General features: G+C 34.0%; 22 protein-coding genes. 1 reads left to right on the forward strand and 21 read right to left on the reverse strand.

Features of this window, described 5'->3' with window-relative positions; genetic code table 11:
• Window positions 1-723 precede the first annotated feature (723 nt).
• Window positions 724-1272 (forward strand): helix-turn-helix domain-containing protein, encoded by a 549-nt coding sequence (locus tag BW926_RS06790; RefSeq protein ID WP_076445461.1) that lies wholly within the window; start codon window positions 724-726, stop codon window positions 1270-1272.
• Window positions 1273-1321: 49 nt separating this feature from the next.
• Here the strand turns inward: BW926_RS06790 and BW926_RS06795 are convergent, their stop codons facing one another.
• From BW926_RS06795 to BW926_RS06895, 21 genes are all read right to left on the reverse strand, one after another.
• The gene (locus tag BW926_RS06795; RefSeq protein ID WP_076445463.1) at window positions 1322-2494 is read right to left on the reverse strand and encodes a proline dehydrogenase family protein; all 1173 of its coding nucleotides are present in this window, start codon (window positions 2492-2494) and stop codon (window positions 1322-1324) included.
• 62 nt (window positions 2495-2556) lie between these two features.
• Complete coding sequence (locus tag BW926_RS06800; RefSeq protein WP_076445465.1) at window positions 2557-3486, reverse strand: UbiA family prenyltransferase; 930 nt, start codon at window positions 3484-3486, stop codon at window positions 2557-2559.
• Window positions 3487-3497: 11 nt separating this feature from the next.
• Window positions 3498-4424 carry a mevalonate kinase family protein gene (locus BW926_RS06805; protein ID WP_076445467.1) on the reverse strand — a complete coding sequence of 309 codons (927 nt, stop codon included), beginning with the start codon at window positions 4422-4424 and terminating at the stop codon, window positions 3498-3500.
• Window positions 4425-4876: 452 nt separating this feature from the next.
• The gene (locus BW926_RS06810; protein ID WP_076445469.1) at window positions 4877-6355 is read right to left on the reverse strand and encodes an MFS transporter; all 1479 of its coding nucleotides are present in this window, start codon (window positions 6353-6355) and stop codon (window positions 4877-4879) included.
• A gap of 370 nt (window positions 6356-6725) precedes the next feature.
• Window positions 6726-7907 (reverse strand): acetyl-CoA C-acyltransferase, encoded by a 1182-nt coding sequence (locus BW926_RS06815; protein ID WP_076445471.1) that lies wholly within the window; start codon window positions 7905-7907, stop codon window positions 6726-6728.
• Window positions 7908-7956: 49 nt separating this feature from the next.
• The gene (locus tag BW926_RS06820; RefSeq protein WP_076445473.1) at window positions 7957-8409 is read right to left on the reverse strand and encodes a hypothetical protein; all 453 of its coding nucleotides are present in this window, start codon (window positions 8407-8409) and stop codon (window positions 7957-7959) included.
• A complete protein-coding gene (locus BW926_RS06825; RefSeq protein WP_076445475.1) occupies window positions 8406-8801 on the reverse strand; it encodes a hypothetical protein in 396 nt (131 codons plus the stop codon). The genes BW926_RS06820 and BW926_RS06825 overlap by 4 nt, the downstream gene beginning before the upstream one ends.
• A 148-nt stretch (window positions 8802-8949) precedes the next feature.
• Window positions 8950-10044: a hypothetical protein gene (locus tag BW926_RS06830; RefSeq protein WP_083672277.1), complete on the reverse strand. Its 1095-nt coding sequence runs from the start codon at window positions 10042-10044 to the stop codon at window positions 8950-8952.
• Between the two features lie 79 nt (window positions 10045-10123).
• A complete protein-coding gene (locus BW926_RS06835) occupies window positions 10124-10834 on the reverse strand; it encodes a hypothetical protein (protein WP_076445477.1) in 711 nt (236 codons plus the stop codon).
• Window positions 10812-11354, reverse strand: a complete 543-nt coding sequence (locus BW926_RS06840; protein WP_076445479.1) for an RNA polymerase sigma factor — start codon at window positions 11352-11354, stop codon at window positions 10812-10814. The genes BW926_RS06835 and BW926_RS06840 overlap by 23 nt, the downstream gene beginning before the upstream one ends.
• Window positions 11355-11467: 113 nt before the next feature.
• Window positions 11468-12850 carry a nucleoside permease gene (locus BW926_RS06845; RefSeq protein WP_076445481.1) on the reverse strand — a complete coding sequence of 461 codons (1383 nt, stop codon included), beginning with the start codon at window positions 12848-12850 and terminating at the stop codon, window positions 11468-11470.
• A gap of 17 nt (window positions 12851-12867) precedes the next feature.
• Window positions 12868-13467 carry a bifunctional nuclease family protein gene (locus BW926_RS06850; protein WP_076445483.1) on the reverse strand — a complete coding sequence of 200 codons (600 nt, stop codon included), beginning with the start codon at window positions 13465-13467 and terminating at the stop codon, window positions 12868-12870.
• A gap of 183 nt (window positions 13468-13650) precedes the next feature.
• Complete coding sequence (locus BW926_RS06855) at window positions 13651-14598, reverse strand: electron transfer flavoprotein subunit alpha/FixB family protein (RefSeq protein ID WP_076445485.1); 948 nt, start codon at window positions 14596-14598, stop codon at window positions 13651-13653.
• A 42-nt stretch (window positions 14599-14640) separates the two neighbouring features.
• Window positions 14641-15387, reverse strand: coding sequence for an electron transfer flavoprotein subunit beta/FixA family protein (locus BW926_RS06860; RefSeq protein ID WP_076445487.1), 747 nt, complete (start codon window positions 15385-15387; stop codon window positions 14641-14643).
• Between the two features lie 152 nt (window positions 15388-15539).
• Window positions 15540-16247, reverse strand: coding sequence for an SDR family oxidoreductase (locus tag BW926_RS06865; RefSeq protein ID WP_076445489.1), 708 nt, complete (start codon window positions 16245-16247; stop codon window positions 15540-15542).
• A 105-nt stretch (window positions 16248-16352) separates the two neighbouring features.
• Entirely contained in the window at window positions 16353-17159 is an 807-nt protein-coding gene (locus BW926_RS06870; protein WP_076445491.1) for a T9SS-dependent choice-of-anchor J family protein, read from the reverse strand.
• A 267-nt stretch (window positions 17160-17426) separates the two neighbouring features.
• Window positions 17427-18227 carry a T9SS-dependent choice-of-anchor J family protein gene (locus BW926_RS06875; protein ID WP_083672279.1) on the reverse strand — a complete coding sequence of 267 codons (801 nt, stop codon included), beginning with the start codon at window positions 18225-18227 and terminating at the stop codon, window positions 17427-17429.
• Between the two features lie 637 nt (window positions 18228-18864).
• The gene (locus tag BW926_RS06880; protein WP_076445496.1) at window positions 18865-19797 is read right to left on the reverse strand and encodes a T9SS-dependent choice-of-anchor J family protein; all 933 of its coding nucleotides are present in this window, start codon (window positions 19795-19797) and stop codon (window positions 18865-18867) included.
• A 309-nt stretch (window positions 19798-20106) separates the two neighbouring features.
• The gene (locus BW926_RS06885) at window positions 20107-21486 is read right to left on the reverse strand and encodes a dipeptidase (protein WP_076445498.1); all 1380 of its coding nucleotides are present in this window, start codon (window positions 21484-21486) and stop codon (window positions 20107-20109) included.
• A gap of 206 nt (window positions 21487-21692) precedes the next feature.
• On the reverse strand, window positions 21693-21992 hold the full coding sequence (locus BW926_RS06890; RefSeq protein WP_076445500.1) for a hypothetical protein: 300 nt from the start codon (window positions 21990-21992) through the stop codon (window positions 21693-21695).
• Window positions 21993-22131: 139 nt separating this feature from the next.
• Entirely contained in the window at window positions 22132-23217 is a 1086-nt protein-coding gene (locus tag BW926_RS06895; RefSeq protein ID WP_410493250.1) for a class I SAM-dependent methyltransferase, read from the reverse strand.
• Between the last annotated feature and the right edge of the window lie 170 nt (window positions 23218-23387).

Below are 23387 nucleotides of genomic sequence, written 5' to 3' on the forward strand. Positions count from 1 at the left end.
TTAACATTTGTAATTAATTTAAACGATGTGAATTGTCATAATGTCTGTTGATAAAATTGTGGATTGATAATAATTTAATGAACATTTAATAAAGTATTAAAAATCAATATATTATAAACTTTATTTGAATTCATATTTTAATATTACTTTAAGTGGTGGGTGGTACATTTATCGACATTTGGGCGTAATTCTGTTAAACATGGATAAGTATGAAGAGTTGTAATTTTTAAGTAATATACAAATGTAAATCACTAGTAATTTAGAAGTTTAAACTAAAATTTTGATAAAATTTAATTCATTAGAATTATAATCATTTTTCAATAAAACCTGTTTGCTAAGAAAGTCTCATAGAAGCCGTTTCTGAGGATATTAATGCCTTTATTATATTTATTTTGTGACAGAATCAGATAATTACCTCCCTCCTATCTTTTTTCAGTATTAAATTACTTTCAAAACTACTGTGATAGGAAGTTTAAGGTTGAATAAGATCTAAATTTAACTATACATAATTTACTTCAACTTTTACTTTAAGGAAATAAGGATTGGGGGAAAATTGTCGAATAAAAATTTAATATTTAGAGATGTTAACTTACAAAATATTGACTTATAAGTATATAATATATTTACAAATGTATATCTTAGCATTTTACATTTTGTTTACTTTTGTATTTTGCAAATGTAAATTATTTATTTACATTTGTAAAGTGATTAAAAACTTATTTTATGGGCTTAAATGAAAGAATTTCTAAGGTTATTGAATATTCTAAACTTACTTCTTCTGAGTTTGCAGATGAGATCGATGTTCAGCGTTCTTCCATTTCACATATTACTTCAGGAAGAAATAAGCCGTCGCTGGAATTTATCATTAAAATAAAATCACGGTTTCCTGAGATTCTGTGGGACTGGCTTGTTACCGGCGAAGGCGAAATGTTGAAGTCTGATTTGCAGGAAACCATGGAAAATATAAGTAAAATAAGTGAAAATGCTGAGGAGGAAAAGTCGAAACCAACTTCTCTACCCGATCTTTTTACGATGATGAATGAAGATGAAGATTTCGGGGTGGAAGAAGATAAAAATGTCGCTGAAAAAATAAGTCGCGGAGAATCATTTGTACTGCATCAAAATACAGCACAAAATAAAATAACAGATTCTCAACTATTAGAAAAAAATGATGAACAAATAATTAACCAAGTAATTGGAAATCAATACAATACTATTAAACGAATTGTAATCTTCTATGAAAATGGGAAATTTGAAAGTTTTGAGCCCTAAAAAAGCCTCACAAAAAATTGTAAGGTCTATGGGTTTACAAACAGGAAAATTATTTTCCTGTTTTTCTTCTTTCCAGTTCTTTTTTAATTAATCCGAGCTCTCTTCCCGTTTGCCCGGCAACAGAAGTATTTTCCTGCGCTCTTCTTGTAAGATAAGGCACAACATCTTTCACAGGCCCATACGGAAGATATTTTGCTGCATTATAGCCTTTATCCGACAGATAAAATGTAATATTATCACTCATCCCATAAAGCTGCCCGAAATAGACATGAGGATTATCGTTCTGTAAACCAGCTGCTTTCATTTTATCCATTACCAATTCAGAAGAAGTTTCATTATGGGTTCCGAAAAAAGCTGAGACTTTATCCAGGTGATTCATTACAAAATCAATTCCAGCATTATAGTTCTTATCCGAAGCTTCTTTGTTTGGCTGAATCGGATCCGGGTATCCCTTTTCTGCGGCCCTTACCCTTTCTTTTTCCATGTAAGCGCCACGAACAATCTTATATCCAATGAAATAGCCTCTTTCTTTTGCTTTCTCCAAATGCCCTTCCATATACTCCAGCCTGCCCGTTCTATACATCTGAATCGTGTTCCAAACGATAGGCTTTTCCTTATTATATTTCTCCATCATTTCCTCGCAAAGGTGGTCTGCTGCATCCTGCATCCACGTTTCTTCTGCGTCTACCATTACTTTTTTATCATTTTCATGGCATAGTTTACATACTTCGTCAAACCTTTTTACTATTCTTTCCCACTCTTCTTTTTGGCTGGATGTAAGTTCGGTATTCTTTCCAACCGCCTCATAAAGGTCGATTCTACCGAAAGCCGTAGGTTTAAAAACAATAAATGGAATAGCCGGATTTCCTACAGAAAATCTCACAATATCTTTGATCTCCCTGCAAACGGCATCAAAAGTCTCTTCATCTTCCTTACCCTCAATGGAATAGTCGAAAATACTGCCAACTCCTCTTTTGAAAAGCTGCTTTACCACTTTCATGCTTTCTTCACGCGTTTCGCCGCCACAAAACTGTTCAAACAAAGTGTTTTTTACAATTCCGGTAACGAAAGGGATATTATTATGAACCGTAAAATTAAGAACAGAAGTTCCTATTTTTGTAAGGGAAGGCTGCTCAATCATCCTGAACATCCAATACGCTTTTCTTAACTGTGCATCAGATTTGTCTGCAAATGCGACTTTAGTATCGTTAAAAATGGGCATTATTTATATAAATTTAAGTTTTGCGAAGATAAGAAAATGTAAGGTTTTTTCAGGAAAATTTTCTATAATTTACCTTCCAGACCATTTAAAAGCATTGCTACTATTCCTACAAAAACCCACAGCCTTAAAATGTTAAGAATCAAAAATGTAGCTCTTCTATAGCTACTTAAAAGCAGATAAATACAAAGGATAAATACAAACAAACCGCCTGAAAAGTAATAGGCCATAAATCCTGAAATTCCTGTTCTGAGGATCAGTTTTATGGAAACCGTCATAGTAATTACCAATAAAAAAATAATGATAATCTTAGAATTTTTGGTTTTAAAATAATTTGGGATTGTAGTATATCCAAAGGCTTTATCCACACTTTTCGTTAATGTATCTTTCACAATATCAATACATAAAAGAATTAAAAAGAGGAAAACAGCCATCAAAAGGACTTTCTTTGAAAAGGTTTCATAGTAAACCATCATTCCAAAAAAAGGATATAAGGTGAGGCTGACAAAAGTGAGATTATTTAAAATTAAAATTCTGCTCAGCTTATGACTGTAAAACCACATAAAGAATTGATATACAACAAAAAAAACAAAAACCCTATGCGATATCATCCACGCAACGCCTAATGAGATTATACTTAAAACCAAATAGGCATATAAAAAATATTTCTGCTTGATAAAGCTCTGAACCCTCGTTCTAAAAGGTTTTACAACATAATCTTTCTCAAAATCATAGAATTGATTGATAATTCCGCCTGCCAAAATGGTAAGAACCGTACAGAAAATGATCCCGTGCACTTTAAAATCAAAGACAAATTTTCTGAAAGTCTCATCCTGATTAAAAAGGAAAAACGTAGAAACGTATAATGCAAAAGTAAGCAGTATGGCAATAAAAAAGCGAGCTCCCAAGAGAAAGCCCACAAATTGTGAAAATCTGTAAAAAAAAGATTTTTTGATATAATTTTTCTGTTGAAAGTCGTCCTTTTCAGAATTCATTCTCAACTTTATTAAAATCTGTAAATCACTTCTTTATGGAAGCCGTCAAGCATTTTTTCTGCTTTTTCGTAATCTTTAGTGAAACCTAAAATATAGCCGCCGCCGCCGCTTCCGCAAAGCTTTAAATAATAAGCATTAGAATCCAGCCCTTTTTTCCAGACATTAAATAAGCTTTCAGGAATCATCGGACGGAAATGTTCATAGGCCCAATGCGAAAGCTTTTTAAGGTTTCTGAAGAAAGGATTCATATCTTTTTTAAGGAAAGCCTCAATACAGGCATTATTGTAACGGATAAACTCTTCTTTCAGGGTTTTTCTGAAACCCTCCGTTTTCATTTTTTCAAAGAAAATCTGAACCATAGGTCCTGTTTCACCTGTCATTCCGGAATCTATCAGGAAAATTGCTCCTTTTCCGGCTTCACTTTCCGGGATGGCTACCTTGTCTACACTTTCCCTGTTTTCGATAAGGATTGGAAGATTCATATAGCAGATGAGTGGGTCAATTCCTGAGCTTTTTCCGTGGAAATAGCTTTCCATCAATCCAAAAACTTTTCTAAGGCTTTTTAATTCATCTTTCGAAATATTTTCAGACTCATGCTTAGAAATAGAATAACGCTCAAAAATGGCTGCTACCAAAGCTCCGGAGCTACCTACACCATACCCTTGCGGGATATTGCTGTCGAAAAATAATCCTTCAGCAATTTCTTCTTTAAATTTTGAAACATTAAGCTCAAAACCTTCCGGAAGCTCCAAATTTTGTAGATAAACTGCGTATTTTGTAAGATGCTCATTGGACTTTTTTTCAAATTCGGAATCCAATGATGAGAACTTGAGGGTACCTTTATAGAAGCTATAAGGCAATGTCAAACCTTGGGAATCTTCAATGATTCCGTATTCTCCGAACAAAAGAATTTTTGCGTAAAATAAAGGGTTTGTCATTTTATATTAAATAAATTTTTTTGCAAATTTAAAATTATTCCGCTGAATATTAGCAAAATTCGCGCCGAATTCTAAGATTTTAACAGCGAGCTCCATTCAGACATTTAAATAATCTTAAAATTGTGTTTCTATATTAAAGATAATAAAAAAAAAATGATAATCATATTTTAATTATAATAATTAAATTTTATTAATATAAATAAATTAATATTTTTTTAAAGAAAAAAATTAAATCAAACAATTGTTTTTTCATTAATTTTATACAAAACCAATCATGAGAAAATTAAGATTATTTTTATGCTTCTTCCTGATTCAATCAATTATCGCGCAGAATGTTATTTTTGATACAAAAATTAAAGAAACTAATATATTATCTGAAGCAGTAATTCTTTGGCTTATTAAATAAAAAAAGACGCTAAAATAGCGCCTCATAATTTTATTGAAATTATTAATTACTTTTTATAAACTGCAAGTTTCAAAAATCGAACTAAAATAAGCCCTGCAGCAAAAAATATAGTCATTGATAAAGCAGCATACCTCATATTATTAAACTGCCCTATTAATGTTGAAAAAATAAAAGTTCCTAAAATAACTGCCAGTTTTTCCAATACATCATAGAAACTGAAATACGTAGTATTTTCCATTGAATCTTCCGGTAATAGCTTTGAATAAGTAGATCTGGACATTGCCTGTAAGCCTCCCATTACGAGCCCTACAACTGCAGCTACTCCGTAGAACTGATATTCCACTGTAGGATTTTCTTTGTTAAGGAAAAAAGCCCAGATACATGCTACCATCCAAAGAATGATTGCAATAGAAATTACATTTTTGTTTCCTATTCTTTTTGATAATTTCGAGAAGATCACAGCTCCTATTATTGCTTCAATCTGAATCACCAAAAGTGTTCCTATCAATTTGTCCTGAGCCAGATTGATTTCACTTTTCCCGAATAAGGTAGCCATAAGGAAAATCGTCTGCATCCCGACGCTGTAAAAAAAGAAGCTTGAAAGGAAATATTTAAGGTTTCTATCCTTAAACAGCTCACCTCCTACCTTGAACAATTCATGGAAGCTTTCTTTCGCAATATCTTTATAAAAACTTAAATTATCTTTTAAAACTTCAAAAAAACCACCTTCATTTTCATGTTTTTTAAAGAGGTTTTTATAATTCAATAATACTAATTCTTTTGGAAGTTTATCTTTAACATTCCCAAATTGCGGTAAATGCTTAAATGTATATTGTGAAAATCCAAACCACCATGCCCCAGTTAAAAGAAAACTGATCCTTGTGAATAACAACTGCTGGGCAGCACCTTTAGCAAAAACCTGAATTAGTAATAAACAGATGATAACCAAAACCACAGAGCCAATATATCCATAAACATATCCTTTTGCGGAAAGGGCATCCTGCTTGTCTTGTGTAGCAATATCAGGTAGAAATGAATTATAAAACACCAAACTCCCCCAAAATCCTACACTCGCTGTAATACTAAATAATAATCCTAAAAAAACGTTGTGCATTCCTGTAAACATTGCCAGCCCCATACAAGAAGTTGCTCCCAGATAACAGAAAAACTGCAGAAAAGATTTTTTGTTACCAATGGTATCTGCAAGAGAAGATAAAAATGGTGAAAGCAAAACAACGATCAAAAATGACAGCGTTAATGAATATCCATACATTTCATCAGGATTAAATTCCATTCCGAAAAGCTTGATCATATGCCTTACGGGAACATCAATCCAGGATTTTGTTTCCACTACATATTCCTTTTTTTCGTATGCTGTTGTAAGAATGGAATAATAGATAGGAAAAATAGTAGATGTAATTACCAGAGAATATACAGAATTAGCCCAGTCATAGACCGCCCAGGCCTTCATGATTTTTGGGTTATTCTTTATGTTTTGAGGTTTTTGATTCTCAATTTCAGACATTTTAAATAAATATTAGTAGCACAAAAATAAAAAAACCATTGAATATTCTAAGGTTTTTATTTTGTTTGGGAGAAATTTCTCGTTAAATTAAAGTTTAAATCTTTGTATTCACAGATTTTTTGTTTAAAATGTAATGACACAAATTCTTTTTTCCCTGAAAATATCATGGTTTTTTATTGAAAAGGTATTTCAATCAATTTTGTCATTACGAGAAGCGTAGCGACGAAGCAATCTTTTCTCTTATTATTGAGATTGTTTCACCTTCGGTCCGCAATGATTAATTTTGAAATAGGACAATTATCCTGATAAAAATTTAAAAAAAGGCCGCCTCACTTTGAGACGGCCTCTTAAAATTTTATTTTAAAAACAATTACTGTATATTTTCGATAACAATAGCAGAAGCACCACCGCCGCCGTTACAGATCGCTGCTGCACCATATTTACCATTGTTTTGCTTCAATACGTTGAGCAAAGTAACGATAATTCTAGAACCTGAACTTCCCAGTGGGTGACCAATAGCTACTGCTCCACCGTTTACATTCACTTTAGAAGCATCTAGTCCTAAGATTTTGTTATTAGCTAGGCCTACCACAGAAAATGCCTCGTTGAATTCGAAGAAATCTATATCTGATATCTCTAAACCTGCTTTTTTAAGAGCGATTGGTAACGCTTTTGAAGGTGCAGTCGTGAAATCTTCAGGAGCCTGAGCAGCATCAGCATAAGAAATTATTCTAGCCAATGGCTTAAGCCCCAATTCTTCCATTTTCTCTTTTGAAACAAGAATTAAAGCGGAGGCACCGTCATTCAAAGTAGAGGCGTTTGCAGCTGTTACCGTTCCTTCTTCCTTCTTGAATACCGTAGGAAGAGTTGGGATTTTATCAAAATTTACCGCCTTATATTCTTCATCTTCAGCGAAAACGATCGGATCTCCTTTTCTTTGAGGAATTGATACAGGTACAACTTCTTCTACAAATTTTCCTTCGCTCCAAGCTTTTGCAGCTCTTTTGTAAGATTCGATTGCGAAATTATCTTGCTCTTCTCTTGTAATATTATAATCTGTCGCACATTTCTCCGCACAAACTCCCATATGAACTTTGTTGTAAACGTCTGTAAGTCCGTCCAGAACCATTCCGTCCAACATTTTTATATCACCCAATTTAGTTGCATTTCTTGCGTTATAATAATGAGGAACAGAAGACATATTCTCCATACCCCCGGCAACGATCACTTCTGAATCACCAGCTTTGATGGCCTGTACTGCCATCGTCACAGCCTTCATTCCTGAAGCACAAACTTTGTTTACCGTAGTAGAGGGTGTTTCGATAGAAAGACCTGCCCCAAGGGCCACCTGACGAGCCGGAGCCTGTCCTTCCCCTGCCTGCAAAACATTTCCCATATAGATTTCCTGAACCTGCATAGGATCAAGGTTAATTTTATCTAATGCGCCTTTCACGGCAACAGATCCCAACTTTGTAGCAGGAACTGTAGATAAGCTTCCCATAAAACTTCCCATAGGAGTTCTTACTGCGGAAACGATGAATACTTCTTTCATGTTATACTTAATTTTAATTGAGATAAACTTACCGCTTTATCTTCTATTTCTATTTTTTGTTTTCTTTTGCTTTTGCTAAAATGAGGTAAGATGTAGTTCCATCAAACTGTGACTGGATTTTAATGTAACTATCTTGGGTTGCAACCACTTTATTGGTGTATACATCTCCCACTTTAATGGTGTTATCCTTATCTGTTTTCTCGATTACAATTAATTTATAATTGCAGTCATCAATAAAAACCATGCTGGATTTTATATAATCCTTACCTTCATTATAATATTCTGTCTGTACATTATCCTTCACTGTCATATACCACAGGTTTTTAGGATAATTGGTTCTTAAAAAAATCCCTTCCTTAATATTTGAACATTTGGTAGGGTTGTCCACAGGCTTTTGCTTTGGAGCTTCCTTTTGAATTGTTTTTGTATCTTTTTTCTGTGCATTTAGCTGAGAAACACCTAAAAACAATACTGCTACTGAAAATACTTTTAAAAAATTCATATCTGTGCTGATTTTATTTTATTATTTAAAAATAGAATGATGAAAACACCTAGAAATTCTACTCCCCAACCCCATTTTATCTTTACAATAGCAGCCAGCTTTTCCTGCCATAATTTAAAAGGCATAAAGCTGAAATATTGGAAAGCCTGAGCTTTGATGGCAAATAAAGTGAAAAGGAAAAGGAGAATTAAAAGAATCGAAAAAATTTTCACTATTTTTGTATTGTTATTCACAATCCCCAATAAGACTCCTACTGCCCCGCCCCAACACATACCAGCCAGGTAATGATCTACCTTCCAATAGTTCCAGTTTCCTACAACCGGAATATGCACCAGTGGCAGAAAACTTCCTATAACGACTAATAACAATCCTAATAGCTGAATATATTTCATATTTCCTAAAGTGCCAAAATACAAAAAAAAAAACACTTTATTTGAGTGTGTTTTAAAAATAGATTTTTTACATCAATTAATTACATACTATAAAATATTTAATACAAATTAAAATATTTGATAAAATAAAGCAAACATTGTTATCAATTTAAAAATTAACATTTAGTAATTCGATGCCAATCTGCAGTCCGTATTTGTGTGTAAGATTCGTATTATTATTAAATGTCGGGGTAAAATCTTTCTGCACATACAAATTGAATCCTGCATAACGGATCCCCAGCTTTCCACCGAATACGAAATCGTTCACGCCATGGGTCAGCGTTTCTCTTTCAACGATACTGTTGTCGAATTCATTATAATACTGGTTATACATATTGCTCGCAATTCTCACCCCACCGTAAACTCCCGCAATAATACTGAACTGGCATTTTCTATTGTCTAAATACTTAACACCTTTATAATCAATGTATTTAGGATTTAAAACAAATCTGAAATCTACTGGTACAAAAATATAGTGATTGTCTAGATGCGTGTCCTCCAAATTACCTTTAGCAAAATCTTTTATTGTCAATACATTATTATCCTGCGAAAAAACTCTGTCATATTTTGGCTTAGACTGATCCCATCGGTAGCCGACTCCCACACGGTAAAATACTGGACTCATAAAGCCCCCAAGCTGGTTTTCATATCTGATAACGAAGCTTGAAGAATTAAAGATTGTATTTTTTACATCAGAATCTTTATCAAAAAATTTAAAGGGCTTATCTTTTGATGTATATCCGGCACCGACCAGCGCTATAGAATATTCAATAGATTTAAGATAATCTTTGGGTGTTTTTTTGCCAGCATCCATTCTCACGCTTATCCCTCCCAAACCAAATATCAATTGGTCTTTACCTTTTTTTGTATTATTTTTTTCGTCGAGAACAGCTTCCTTCACCATTAATCGGGTTGCTTCTTCCAGCTGAGATTTTTGAGCGTCTATTTTCTCATTAATGCTTTGTTCATACTTTGAAGCTATTTCAGTTCTTTGCTTTTGCTTTTCGTCAATATTGATCTTTTTATCTTTAAAATTTTTATCAACTTGATCAAACTCTTTGTTCATCTTCATTTTTTCTGAAATAACTATGCTGTCAATCTTTTTTGAATAATTTTTCATTGATGAACTTTCATGTGGATTTTCTTGTGCAGAAATGTAAGAGAATGCCATTACAGCAGTCATTAAAGCGATTTTTGTTTTCATTTATTTTGTATTATTTTAGACAATATTTTTGCGCTGATCATCAAGATGATCAGTAATTTTTATTAAAAAATTTGAAATTCTATTCAGAATCAATGTAGACAGTTACACCTAAAACCGTCACATTTTCTACTTTAGGTTTATCGAAATTAAACACTCCGAATTTTATCCCATTTTCGTTTGATTTTTTGCGGGTTTTATCAAACTCTCTTCCTAAAAGCAACTCATCCGCGCTGATATAGTTTGCTTTATTTTTCTCAGCTAATATGGGTTTTTCCATTATTTGGTTAATATCTTTTTCCTGGATAATATCCGCATCCAAGGAGTTTTTGAGATTTATATTTTTTTCATTTGCTAAAGAGAGTTTATATTCTACAGGGTAATAGGTTTGGATAATTTCTTGTTTTTCTCCTGTTTTTGCCTTTTTTGTTTTATTTTCTTTAAAAACAACAATATTATTTTCGTCGGTAGACTTTATTTCTTTTTTATCCGAAAAAGGTATGCTTTCAAATTCCGGATTTAAAGGAATATCGGTTTCTTCCAGAACATTTTTCATCATATAATCCTTTTTTTTATAATTAAATTCATTTTTATCTTTAAAATAAATTATTGATCCAACAGAAATAAAAAGCAAAACAATGGCAGCATATCTCCACCACTGGAATGCCGGCTTTAATACAATTTCAGTTTTTTTATCCAACTCGTTTTCCAATCTGCTCCAAAGATCGACAGAAGGCTTTATCTGGAGCTCTTCGTAGTTGGATTTCAATTTATTTAGCATACTGTTTTTCATCTTTTTTTTGTTTTAAAAAATCTATGATCCATTTTTTAGATTTGCTAAGCTGGCTTTTGCTTGTACCTTCAGAAATATTAAGAATCTCTGCAATTTCATGATGCTTTTTCTCTTCAAATACATAGAGGTTAAAAATCAACCTATATCCATCCGGCATTTTAGAAAAAATTTCGCTCATGTCAATTTCTTCTAATTCATCCCAATCTTCCTCAATATTACTTATTCCTTCCACCTCAACATTAGTATAAAGAGTATTTTTTCTTTTCTGGATGAAGTTAATTGAATTATTGACCACAATTTTTCTCAGCCAAAACGGGAAGCACTTCCACTCTCTGCATTCATCAATTTTTGAAAAGCATGTAAAAAAAGAATTCATTATAATATCTTCCGCATCATGTAGATTATTCACGTAAGAATTTGCGACAGCCAGCATCTTTGCCGAAAACATTTCGTAAAGCGCCTTCTGCCCTTTTCGATCCTGTTTTTTTGCCAGTTTAAAATTCTCTTCTAAATTCTTCATGTATCGATTTCTATCTCTAAGACAGAAAATATTTCAAATGGTTGCCTGAAAGACAAAAAAAATTGCACTTTTTTTGAAAGTGCAATTTAATATATTAATTATCAATGTATATTTTAATGTTTTATTTCTGAAATTTCTGCCGGGTTATGCTTATGCCTGAATAAAACAGCAAACAAAACAGCCAGAATCAGCGCATAAGCTGCGAAAGACAACCAGATATTGTGCCAGTCTTTTATCATAACGATATTTGACAAAGTTCCATCCGGATTTACTGCAGAATTAAAGCTTTTTTTAAGAATTTTCAGGAATGTATGATTATCAGGAGTTGTTTCCAGATACGTGGACAATGATGAAGCTGTGTTAAATTTGCGAGTAAAGAATTTATCAATCACCCAGCCCGCGGCATAACTTCCGAAAACTGCTCCAAAGCCGTTCGTCATCATCATAAATAACCCCTGAGCCGAAGATCGAATTTTCTTATCCGTTGTTGTTTCCACGAAAAGGGAACCTGAAATATTAAAGAAATCGAAAGCCATCCCGTATACGATGCATGAAAGAATGATTAAGCTTAATCCAAACCCCTCAGGTACACCGTATGCAAAGAAACCAAACCTCAATACCCAGGCAATCATCGACATCAGCATTACTTTTTTTATCCCGAATTTTTTTAAGAAAAATGGAATAGCCAGGATAAACAGTGTCTCCGAAACCTGAGAAATTGACATAATAATTGTCGACCTTTTAACTACGAATGATTCTGCATATTTTGGAAAATGTTCAAATTCGCTTAAGAAAACATCTCCATATGCATTTGTTAACTGTAATGCAGCACCCAACAACATGGAAAATAAGAAAAATAAAGCCGTTTTATAATCTTTAAATAGTTTGAATGCATTTAGTCCTAATTGTTCTGATAAAGGTGCATTTTTATCAATAAGCTTTTGCGGAGGACATTTTGGTAATGTAAGGGCGTAAATTCCCAGGAAAACTGCCATCCCGCCTGCAATATAAAATTGCCCCTCAGTAGCTTTGCTTCCTGTAAGGTTGGTAATCCACATGGCAGCAATAAAACCAACAGTTCCCCAAACCCTGATTGGTGGGAAGTCTTTTACCACATCCAGATCACTGTTTTTAAGAATGGTATAGGAAATTGAGTTGGCCAGGGCAATTGTAGGCATATAAAAACACATCGCCAAAAGCATCACATAGAAAAACGAATCAGGATCTGCAGAATGTGGCAAAATGAAAAGTACGATCCCGTAAAGGATATGTAAAGCCGCAAAAATTCTCTCTGCATTGATCCACCGGTCAGCAATAATCCCTGTAATAGTCGGCATAAAGATAGATGCAATCCCCATTGTCCCGAAAACAGCCCCAAACTGTGCCCCGTCCCAATGCTTTGTACCAAACCAAAAATTAGCCATCGTAATCAGCCATGCCCCCCAAACGAAGAACTGCAGGAAGCTGAGGATGGTAAGTCGTAATTTTAAATTCATATATTTAAATATATCTTTTAATCAATTTTCTTTTTCCTTCTTTTAATTTCTTCCTGAATCTCCAAAGCTGTGTCGTAATCCTCTTCCTTCACAGCTTCCTCAAGCAGCTTCTGAAGCTCTTCCATAGAAACAGACTTCAGGTTATCTTCCGTCTGAACGGTTTCAGAAAATGATTGTTCTTCCTTTGATACATCTTCCAGCTCAAGAAGGATTCCCGCTTCATTGAGAACCTGCTGGGTTGTGAAAATAGGAGCGTCAAACCTTACTGCCATTGCCACTGCATCGGAAGTTCTTGCATCCAGAATCATCTCTTCATTATTAGCTTTATTTTTAAAGTTAATATTAGAAAAGAAAACACCGTCAACAATCTGATAAATGATTACAGAAACCAACTCATAATTGGCGGATACAATAAATTTTGTAAATAAGTCATGTGTAAGAGGTCGCGGTGGCTGAATGTCTTTTTCAAGGCCAAGGGAAATGGATTGTGCCTCGAAATTTCCTATCACAACAGGTAATTTAATATGTGTTTCTTCATGTTCCAATAATAGGGCGTACGCTCCTGATTGTGTCTGGCTGTACGATATTCCGCGAATAATTAGCTGCTTATAATCCATAACTACAAATATAGATTAATTTTTCAATGTTTTTTTTACTTTTTAGACAAAAATAAAAGCCCAAAAAGGGGCTTTCATATATGAATTATGAATTAACTTTGTTGTCAATTTTGTTCGAAAGTTAATTTAATATATGCTAAAAAATTGACGAACAAAACAAATTGACAATTACAATTCACTTTTTTATGCTTTAATAGCTTTAATTTTTTCTGTTAATGCAGGGATAATCTGGAAGGCATCTCCTACCACACCATAATCAGCTGACTTGAAGAACGGAGCTTCGGCATCACTGTTGATTACTACGATCGTTTTAGAAGAGTTAACTCCGGCTAAATGCTGGATAGCTCCTGAAATACCTACTGCAACATAAAGATTGGGAGAAATCGCCTTACCTGTCTGCCCTACGTGCTCCGTGTGAGGTCTCCATCCGATATCTGAAACCGGCTTAGAACAAGCTGTAGCAGCGCCTAAAACGTTTGCTAATTCTTCGATCATTCCCCAGTTTTCAGGGCCTTTCATCCCTCTACCGGCAGAAACTACGATTTCAGCTTCTTTTAAGTCTAGTTTTCCTGAGCTTTGCTCGTGAGAGATCACTTTCGTATCTTCATTAGCAACCGATAAGTTTTTCACTTCTTCCGAACCGGAAACTATATTTTCTTTAACCCCGAAAGCGTTTTGAGAAACTGTAACGATTACTCCTGCCCCTTCAGCTTTTGCATGCATGAAGCCTTTTCCTGAGAAAGATTTTCTTTTTACCTGAAATGGAGAAAGGCTTTCCGGCACTGCAATAGCATTGGTAATTAAAGAATGTCCGTTCATAATCGCCAGCATTGGAGCGATGGATGATGCATCTGTTGTATGAGGGAAAACGATGATATTTCCGTTTGCCACTTCACTTACAGCCTGAGCATAAGCTTTAGCTGAGAAGCTTTTAAGACCTTCGTCTTTGATGTTGATCACATTGGATGCTCCATATTTGTATAATACATCTGAAGCATCTGTAGGGTTTACGGAGATTGCCGTTACTGTATCTCCGGCTTGGTCTGCAATAGCTTTAGCATAAGCTACCGCCTCAAAAGCCGCTTTTTTGTAAACTCCGTTTATATTTTCTGCGTATACGAATACTGCCATTTTGTTTAAATTTAAAAATTAAAAGATTTAATGATTAAAAGATTAGATCACTTTTGCTTCTTCGTGAAGTAACCTTACCAATTCATCCAAATTATCTGGAGAAACCAATTTCACAGCAGCTCTTGGAGGAACACTGTCGTAAGAAATCCCCTGAACTTTTACCTCAGAAGAAGTAGGCTCTACAACTTGCAAAGGCTTAGTTCTTGCAGACATAATCCCTCTCATGTTTGGAATAATAAGATCTTTTTCATCGACCAAACCTTTCTGACCAGCTATTACAGCCGGTAATTTTACAGAAATAGTTTCTTTACCTCCTTCAATTTCTCTTACCGCAGTAGCTTCAGCTCCGTTTACGTCCAAACCTACAGATGCGTTTACGAAAGGCTGATTTAGCAATTGAGCGACCATTCCCGGAACAGATCCACCGTTGTAATCGATAGATTCTTTACCGCAAAGGATTAAATCATACCCTCCATTCTGCGCTACAGCAGCGATTTCTTTAGCCGTTGAGTAGCTGTCTTTTGGATCAAGATTTACTCTTACCGCATCGTTTGCCCCGATCGCCAAAGCTTTTCTTACAACTGGCTCTGTGGCAGCATCACCTACGTTGATTACCGTTACGGTTGCCCCATGAGATTCCTGCAATTTGATTGCTTTTGTCAATGCAAATTCGTCAAGCGGGTTGATTACCCACTGAATTCCGTTTTTGTCGAACGCAGACTTATCCGCTGTAAAGTTAATTTTGGAAGTAGTATCCGGAACACTACTTATACAAACTAATATTTTCATATGTTGTTCTATAATTATTTTATTGTTTATCTTATATAAAAGTTAGGGATTTTTATATGAGATTTAATTAAATTAATTTTCGCTAATATAATTAAAATATATATTATGCATGCATAACACTTACTAATTTATTATTCAGTGCATTAGATGTTTTAATGAGTTGGTTTTGTTGCCCTGAATTCAATCTTACTAGGCAAAACCCTTGGATTCATCTTTAAAATATCCAGAACCAGATATCCCATATCTTCAGGCTGAATCTTCCATGCATCCTTTTCTGAAGGGATATTTCCGTTGAAATAGGTTGCTACCGAACCGGGCATGATTACGGTAGATTTAATATTATATTTTCTTAAATCTATCATTACAGCCTGTGTGAAGCCTACTACTCCAAATTTTGAGGCATTATAGCCGGAACCGTTTTCAAAGAAGTTGGTTCCTGCGAGGCTTGAGATGGTGATATAATATCCTTCTGTTTTTTTTAGCTCTTCTACAGAAGCTTTTAGCGTATAGAAAATGCCTGTAAGATTGGTTTCGATCATATCGTTCCATTCCTGGGCGGATAATTGATCCACAGGCTTAAAAATCCCCAGACCTGCATTAGCAATAACAAAATCGAGCCTGCCAAATTTTTCTTTGATGTATTTTACAGCTTCCTCTTCGCGTTCAAGGTTTCTTACATCTGAAACTATCCCCAAAACATGTTTTGAATAATTCTTTAATTCTTCCTCTGCTTTCTCAACATCATCCCTTTTTCTTCCCGAAAATGCAACAGAAATGCCATTTTCCAATAAGATTTTTGCAATCCCGAAACCTATTCCTTTGGTTCCTCCTGTTATATAAGCGACTTTGTTCTCTGACATTATACTGTAAGTTTTAAGTCTTAAAAATAAGAAAAACGCCCCAATTAGAGCGTTTTTATATGACTAAGATTTATCAGTTTTAAATATTCTGCTAACTCAATCCTGTTATAATTTTTTAATGAATTTATTTGAGAATTTACCCTGCTTGGTTTCAACCTCCAAAATGTAACTTCCATTTTGCAGATTTCTTACATCAATTGCTGAAGTTTTTGCATGAGTGCTTATTTTTCTTCCTGTCGCATCATAGATATTAGCAGAAAGTATGTCAGCTTTTGATTTTATATTGATAAAATCGGTTGTAGGGTTTGGATATACCCCGATATTATTATCTGCATGAATTTCAGAAGTTCCCAGTACAGATTCTTGCGTAAGTATCACATTATCCAAAATAGCCATTTTGTTTGGACTGTTGAAATGCCTGAAGCATATTCTTATAGTCTGTCCTGCAAAGCTTGACAGATCAATAGTTTTTTTAATTGCTATATCATCCTGTGCGATAGTTTCTTCAAGAATAGGTGTCTGTCCATTATAATTTGTGGATCCAGGTATTATACATACTGCATAATGATTTCCTCCTGATATTTGGCCTCCTCCTGTATAAGATGCTATTTGAAATGACAGCTTATAGGTGCTTCCTGCCGGCAAAGTAATATTTGGGGACGTAAGCAGGCTTTTTGGGTCTGTATTGTAAGAAACTACTACTTTCCCAGAAAATCCCAGTGGATCTGTAGTAGCGGGCTGGTTAACAATATTCCATCCTGTTAGTGAGGAATAAGGATATGAGCTAGGCGACCAGTTATTAGGAAAATAAACACCATTTCCTGATTCAAATGATTCATCAATAATGGTTGTCCGAGCTTTTGTAAATAGCGCTGTACATGCTAGTGTACAAATTAGTAAAGTCTTTTTCATCTTAATTATGTTATAATATAAACTGGTACAAAAATAATTTTGCATTAATTAAAAAAAAAAAAACATATTTTTTTTAATCCCCTTAAATTAGTTTTTAAGTATTTATTTTAAAGATTTTTTTCTTTAAATTTTAAATTTTAGCAAATGAAATTCGCTCCAATTATGATCGTTTTTATCATTACATCTTTTCAAACTTTAAACAAGTTTATTAAATAAAAGAGCGCTCTCATTACAAGAACGCCTTAGAAAAATTAAAATTTAATCTGATTATTTTTTAATGAATTTATTTGACATTTTACCCTGCTTAGTTTCAATTTCCAAAATATAGCTTCCATTTTGCAGATTTCTTACATCAATTGCTGAAGTTTTTGCATGAGTGCTTATTTTTCTTCCTGTAGTATCATAGATATTAGCAGAAAGTATATCAGCTTTTGATTTTATATTGATAAAATCGGTTGCAGGGTTTGGATATATCCCAATCTGTACATCATTATTTATCTCAGAAGCAGCTAAAACAGCAGGCGCAGTTACCTTTACATCATCTAACATTAAAGTCGTTGGCGGACTATTGAAGTGCTTAAAATATATCTTAATATTCTGACCTGCAAAAGAGGCAAGATTTATGGTTTTATTAATAACCGTATCCGAAGTTGTAAGCGTTTCTTCTAATACCGGCGTTTCAGAACCGGTAAAAGTATTGGCAGCCGGTAAAATATAGACAGCATAGTGTGCAGAAGCCTGACTGCCTCCAGTAAATTCTCCAATTTTATATGTCATTGTAGAAGCTCCTCCAGAAGGCAAGCTTATTTGTGGAGAAACCATTAAATCTGAAGGATTTGTATCTTCAGTCATTGATGTAGCAACCTGCCCGGTGAATCCCATTGAAGATGTTATATAATTGGCCCCAGTTGAAGTAGTATACCATGGCTGATCTGTATCTGGTGAAACCCATCCTGTGGGTAAGCTGTTATCATCTGCAGCTACTGTAAAGGGTTCGTTCAAAAGCACTGTTTGGGCATTTGCTAACATAACGGATGACAATGCACCAAGTAATAAAAATTTTATCATACTATTTAATTAAAGATTTTACATTCATAATAAATTAATTGATAGTTATTTTAATTTATTACAATTATTTAAAAGGTTTTATTCTATTTGCTGGTAAAAATATTTGAACTTTTAAAAAAAAACAAATAATAAATCTAAAAAATGTGATTATTACAATTAAACTAATAAATTAAACGATTTGACTAGAAAATTTTAAAGTTTAGAAGTAGTTATAATAAAAATTTTTATCAAAAAAATAAAAAAACAATCTTTTCCAAAGACCAATCAAATCAAGTATGGTTTTAGAGGTTTTTACTGAAGTACTCTATGTTTAAAAAATCCCCTTTAATAAGGAGCTAGAATATTCATTTTAAAGATTTTTTTCTTGAAATTTTAAATTTTAGCATATGAAATTCGTCCCAATTAGGATTGTTTTCCTTTTGTTATTAAATCTGTTTAAACTCTTTAGATCTTTTCTCTTGCTTAAATAGGGGACAATAACCATAGCCCCGATTGTAACGGCATCCTTTTGTGTAGTGAAGCGAAACAAAAGATATAGTGAAAAGCGGGAAATTGCTCCTAAAAAGTTTTAACAAGTTTATCAAATAAAAAAGCGCTCTCATTACAAGAACGCTCTAAAAATTTAAGTTTAACTCAATTATTTTTTAATGAATTTATCTGAGATTTTACCCTGCTTAGTTTCAATTTCCAAAATATAGCTTCCATTTTGCAGATCTCTTACATCAATTGCAGAAGTTTTCGAATGAGTGCTCACTTTTCTTCCTGTAGCATCATATATATTAGCAGAAAGTATATCAGCTTTTGATTTTATATTGATAAAATCGGTTGCAGGATTTGGATACACCGAAATTAATTTATTATTCAAGGCTACATCGTTCGTTGCCAAAGTATTGGTTGGCCTATCAACAGAGAATGTATCAATCCCTATCAGGTCAGAATTATTCCCACTTGGTCCACCGTCTGTTACAAAATATCTAAATGCAAACTTTACAGGAACAGGAGTTGAACCTACCCCAGAAATTGTAAAATTATATTGTGTCCAGGTTTTAGGATAAACAAATCCTGCTGACAAATTAGGATTAATTGTAACTCCTACGTTAGTAAAAGACCCCACTCCTGAAGATCCTCCAGAGGGAACTACCGTTGTTGTCGCCGTACTATAGCGTAGTTCCAAACGATCTGGATAATCTGTAGTTCCATCCGTACCTTTTCTTGAATAAAAACTTACAATATCCCCGTCTTTCACATTGATATCGGAAGTAATTAACCAGTTACTAATTATTCCAGCTCCTGAAGTACTTGTAAAATTCACTACCCCAAAAGAATTATTTCCACCAGCCTGTCCTACAGGCACAGTACTTGTATTACCGCTTCCGAATAAAGGTCCCGATAAAGGAGTCGTATAGTTTGCTTTGCTCCAAAGACTCGATGTAGAAGGGCTACTTTGATTAGTTGTTGTCCATGAAACTGCTGTAAAAGCTGAATCAAACCCATAATTGTAAACATTTGTAGTTTGAGCATTCAAAAAGGCCAAGCTCAGAAAAGAGCTCATCAATAAAATTTTTCTCATATATTCTTTTTTTGTTTTTTAAATATAAATAAAAAAACGAAAATAAAACAAAAAAAATGAACAATGTTCTATAAAAAATAAAAATTCCTCTTTTAAAAGGTGATTTTAATAAAAATACAATAATTTATTTTTTAACAATTCTATCTGTTACCTGCAGCTTCGAAGCCATAATTTATTTGGGTATTTACTTACAAACTAATCAAATAGGAATAAAGAAAGTAGATTTTTTTTCATGGTATATTATATTTTCATACAGCAAAAAATCCCCAAGAATATCTCTCAGGGATTAATTATTTTCTTTTTTAAATGTTATTTCGCATAATTTTCAAAAAACAACGGAATGCTTTCAATTCCTTTATAGAAATTAAACAGCCCGTAATGCTCATTAGGCGAGTGAATAGCATCAGAATCCAGCCCGAAGCCCATTAAAACGGATTTTGCCCCTAAAATCTTTTCAAACATAGCGGTAATCGGGATGCTTCCGCCGCCCCTGTATGGCAGAACCTCTTTTCCGAAAGCAGATTCCATGGCTTGCTTTGCGGCAAAGAACTCTTTCGTGTCTGTTGGTAAAACGTAAGGCATACCTCCATGATGAGGGGTTACCTTTACTTTTACGTTATCCGGAGCAATTTTTTTTAAGTAAGTGGTGAATTTTTCAGTAATTTCTTCCGGAGTCTGATAAGGAACCAAACGCATGGAAATTTTAGCAAAAGCTTTGGAAGGAATCACCGTTTTGGCCCCTTCACCTGTATAGCCTCCCCAAATTCCGTTGCAATCTAAAGTAGGACGAATGGATGTTCTTTCTAAGGTTGTATACCCTTTTTCACCTTCCACTCCGTTCAAACCGATAGATTTTTTGAACTCTTCGGGATTGTCTTTTAATTTATTCATTTCAGCCCTGTCTTCATCAGAAAGGTCTTCAACATTGTCATAAAAACCGTCAATGGTAATTTGTCCGTCTTCATCAATCAATTTAGCAATCATTCTTGACAGCACATGAATAGGATTTGGTACCGCACCTCCGTAAAGCCCTGAATGCAGGTCTCTGTTTGGCCCTTCTACCTCTACTTCCACGTAGCTTAAACCTCTCAGACCTGTGGTAACAGTCGGCTGCTCGTTGCTATAAATATGTGTGTCAGAGATTAAAATACAGTCGCAAGATAATTTCTCTTTATTTTCATTAACAAAATCCCCTAAGCTTACAGAACCAACTTCTTCTTCGCCCTCTAAAATAAACTTAACATTACAAGGAAGGCTATTTGTTTTCATCATTGCTTCAAAAGCCTTCAAATGCATAAAAAACTGTCCTTTATCATCCGCAGATCCTCTTGCAAAAATGGCTCCGTCAGGATGAAGCTCTGTTTTTTCAATATATGGCTCAAAAGGAGGTTTAGTCCACAATTCCAAGGGGTCAGCCGGCTGAACGTCATAGTGCCCGTAAACCAGTACCGTTGGAAGATTTTTATCTAAAAATTTTTCTCCAAAAACGATGGGATAGCCTTTTGTCTGGCATACTTTAACGTTATCAGCGCCTGCATTTTTAAGATGTTGTGCAACAACTTCCGCACATTTCAACACGTCATTTTTATACGCAGGATCTGCAGAAATAGAAGGTATTCTCAATAATTCAAATAATTCATCCACGAAACGCTGCTTGTTTTCGTTGATGTAATTTAATGTCTCTTGCATTGTAAAAATTGTTTTGTTAAAAGTAAAAAAAATGCAGTGCAGGAGCAAACAAAAACATATAATTTTCCTCAGGTCTGCTATCAATGGAGATTAAATAGTATACTTGTTTACACTTTCATCTAAAAAAATATAACAAACTGACCATCAAAATAGTGCATAAAAAATGCCCCGCAATTCACAGGGCATTTCTTTATATTCTCTAATAATTAGTGTTCAGCCTTCGGAGTCTGAGATCCTTTCGGAATTGGAGCTTCAGAGTGTGGTTTTGCTTCTTCCTTCTTCTGTACGGCACCGGCTGTATCTGTTTTTGCAGGAGTTTCATGACCTTCATGAGCGTCGCCTCTGTAGGTAGAAAGATTATCCTGCTCACCGCTTGTCTGCTCGTCATCAGAATATCTTTCAACGCCTTCTTCCAGCTTTAATGCATTCTTATTTCCACCAGCCTGAATCTTTTTGCAACTTACAGCTACAGTAGCAAGGGCTAAACATATAACTAATTTTTTCATATGTAAAATTTATTTTTTAATAATCATATAGAATCGCATTATTCTTAACCGTTTATTTTGATTTTAACAGCAGGCGGTTTTTATGCGTAAACTTTTGGTTGGCCAAAATTAAGAAATCCAATATTTTTCAGCAACATTTTTATACTGATTTTAAAATTATTTTTCCTTTTTTGGATTGTGTAAAAATAAGGTAGTTTTCGCCGCCATCTTTAAGACTATATTTATTTTTGATTTCTTCAGGCTTAAGGGGATAATTTTTTGAAATAATGTTATACTGGCTTTTCTTTTTAATCTGCTTAGCATCAATTATTTCCATCTCGAAAACTCTACCAGGAAAATCACTTATTTTATTGTCTGATGTGTAAAGATGGGTATTCGGGTGGAGCTTCTTTAAACCAATTTTTTTTGAAAGTAAATTAAAAGTTCCCGCCTTCAAGACTGAATTATTTGGAATATAGATAAATTTACCTGGTTCAGCAAAGTCAGCATGTACATTTTTTTCTTCACCGAAATTAAAACTAAAAGGAGATTCCTCAGTTTCAAGATTGACACAATTACAAAGTATTTCCCCCGATTTTTTTTCTGATAAAAAGACTACCACTTCTTTTACATCATTTTTTAAAGCAATAATTTCTATCCTGAAAATATGGGGAAGAACCGATATTAAATACTTCAGGTCAATTAAGGGAGATAATTTTATTACAACTTCACTTGAAATGGAAAGTAATTTTTCCTGTATTTCAATAATATCCGGTGAAAGATATTCCAGCAGGAAGACCTTATTTTTGTTTTCGTCCCTTCTCGCCGGATCAAGGTAAATAACATCAAAGTTTTTCTTATTCTCATTAAGAAAGTTCTCAAGCTTTTCATTGATAAAAACTGCTTTTTTACCTAAAACAGTCCAATTATGCTGAACAATTTTCAACAATTCGGCATTTTGCTCCACTAAAGTTGCTTCCTCAAAGTTTTCGGAGAGATAGTAAGCATCAATCCCGAAGCCGCTTGTAAGATCAATAAATTTTTTTCCTTTCAAAATCCCGGATTTATACTGTGCTGTTTTTTCTGATGAAGATTGCTCCAAATTCAATTGTGGCGGAAAAATTATTCCTTCTTTCAGCAAAAACGGAAATTTTTTCTGAGCGACCTGTTTTCCTTTGATCTGCTGAACAATTTCCTGCATAGTAACTTCCGGAAACGGGGATTTTTTTAATAATAGTGTGTGCAAATCTGTGTTTAGATTTGCATTGATGTAGTTTTGAATTTCTTGTTTTAATATGTTTTCTCCCACAGATTTAAATAATAAGATGCTTCGACAAGCTCAGCACGACATCTCTAATACTAACTATTATCATATAATGTTTAGCAATTAATTTGTAGCGGTTTCATGCTGAGCTT

It is taken from the genome of Chryseobacterium sp. RU37D, assembly GCF_900156075.1.
Classification (GTDB): Bacteria; Bacteroidota; Bacteroidia; order Flavobacteriales; family Weeksellaceae; genus Chryseobacterium.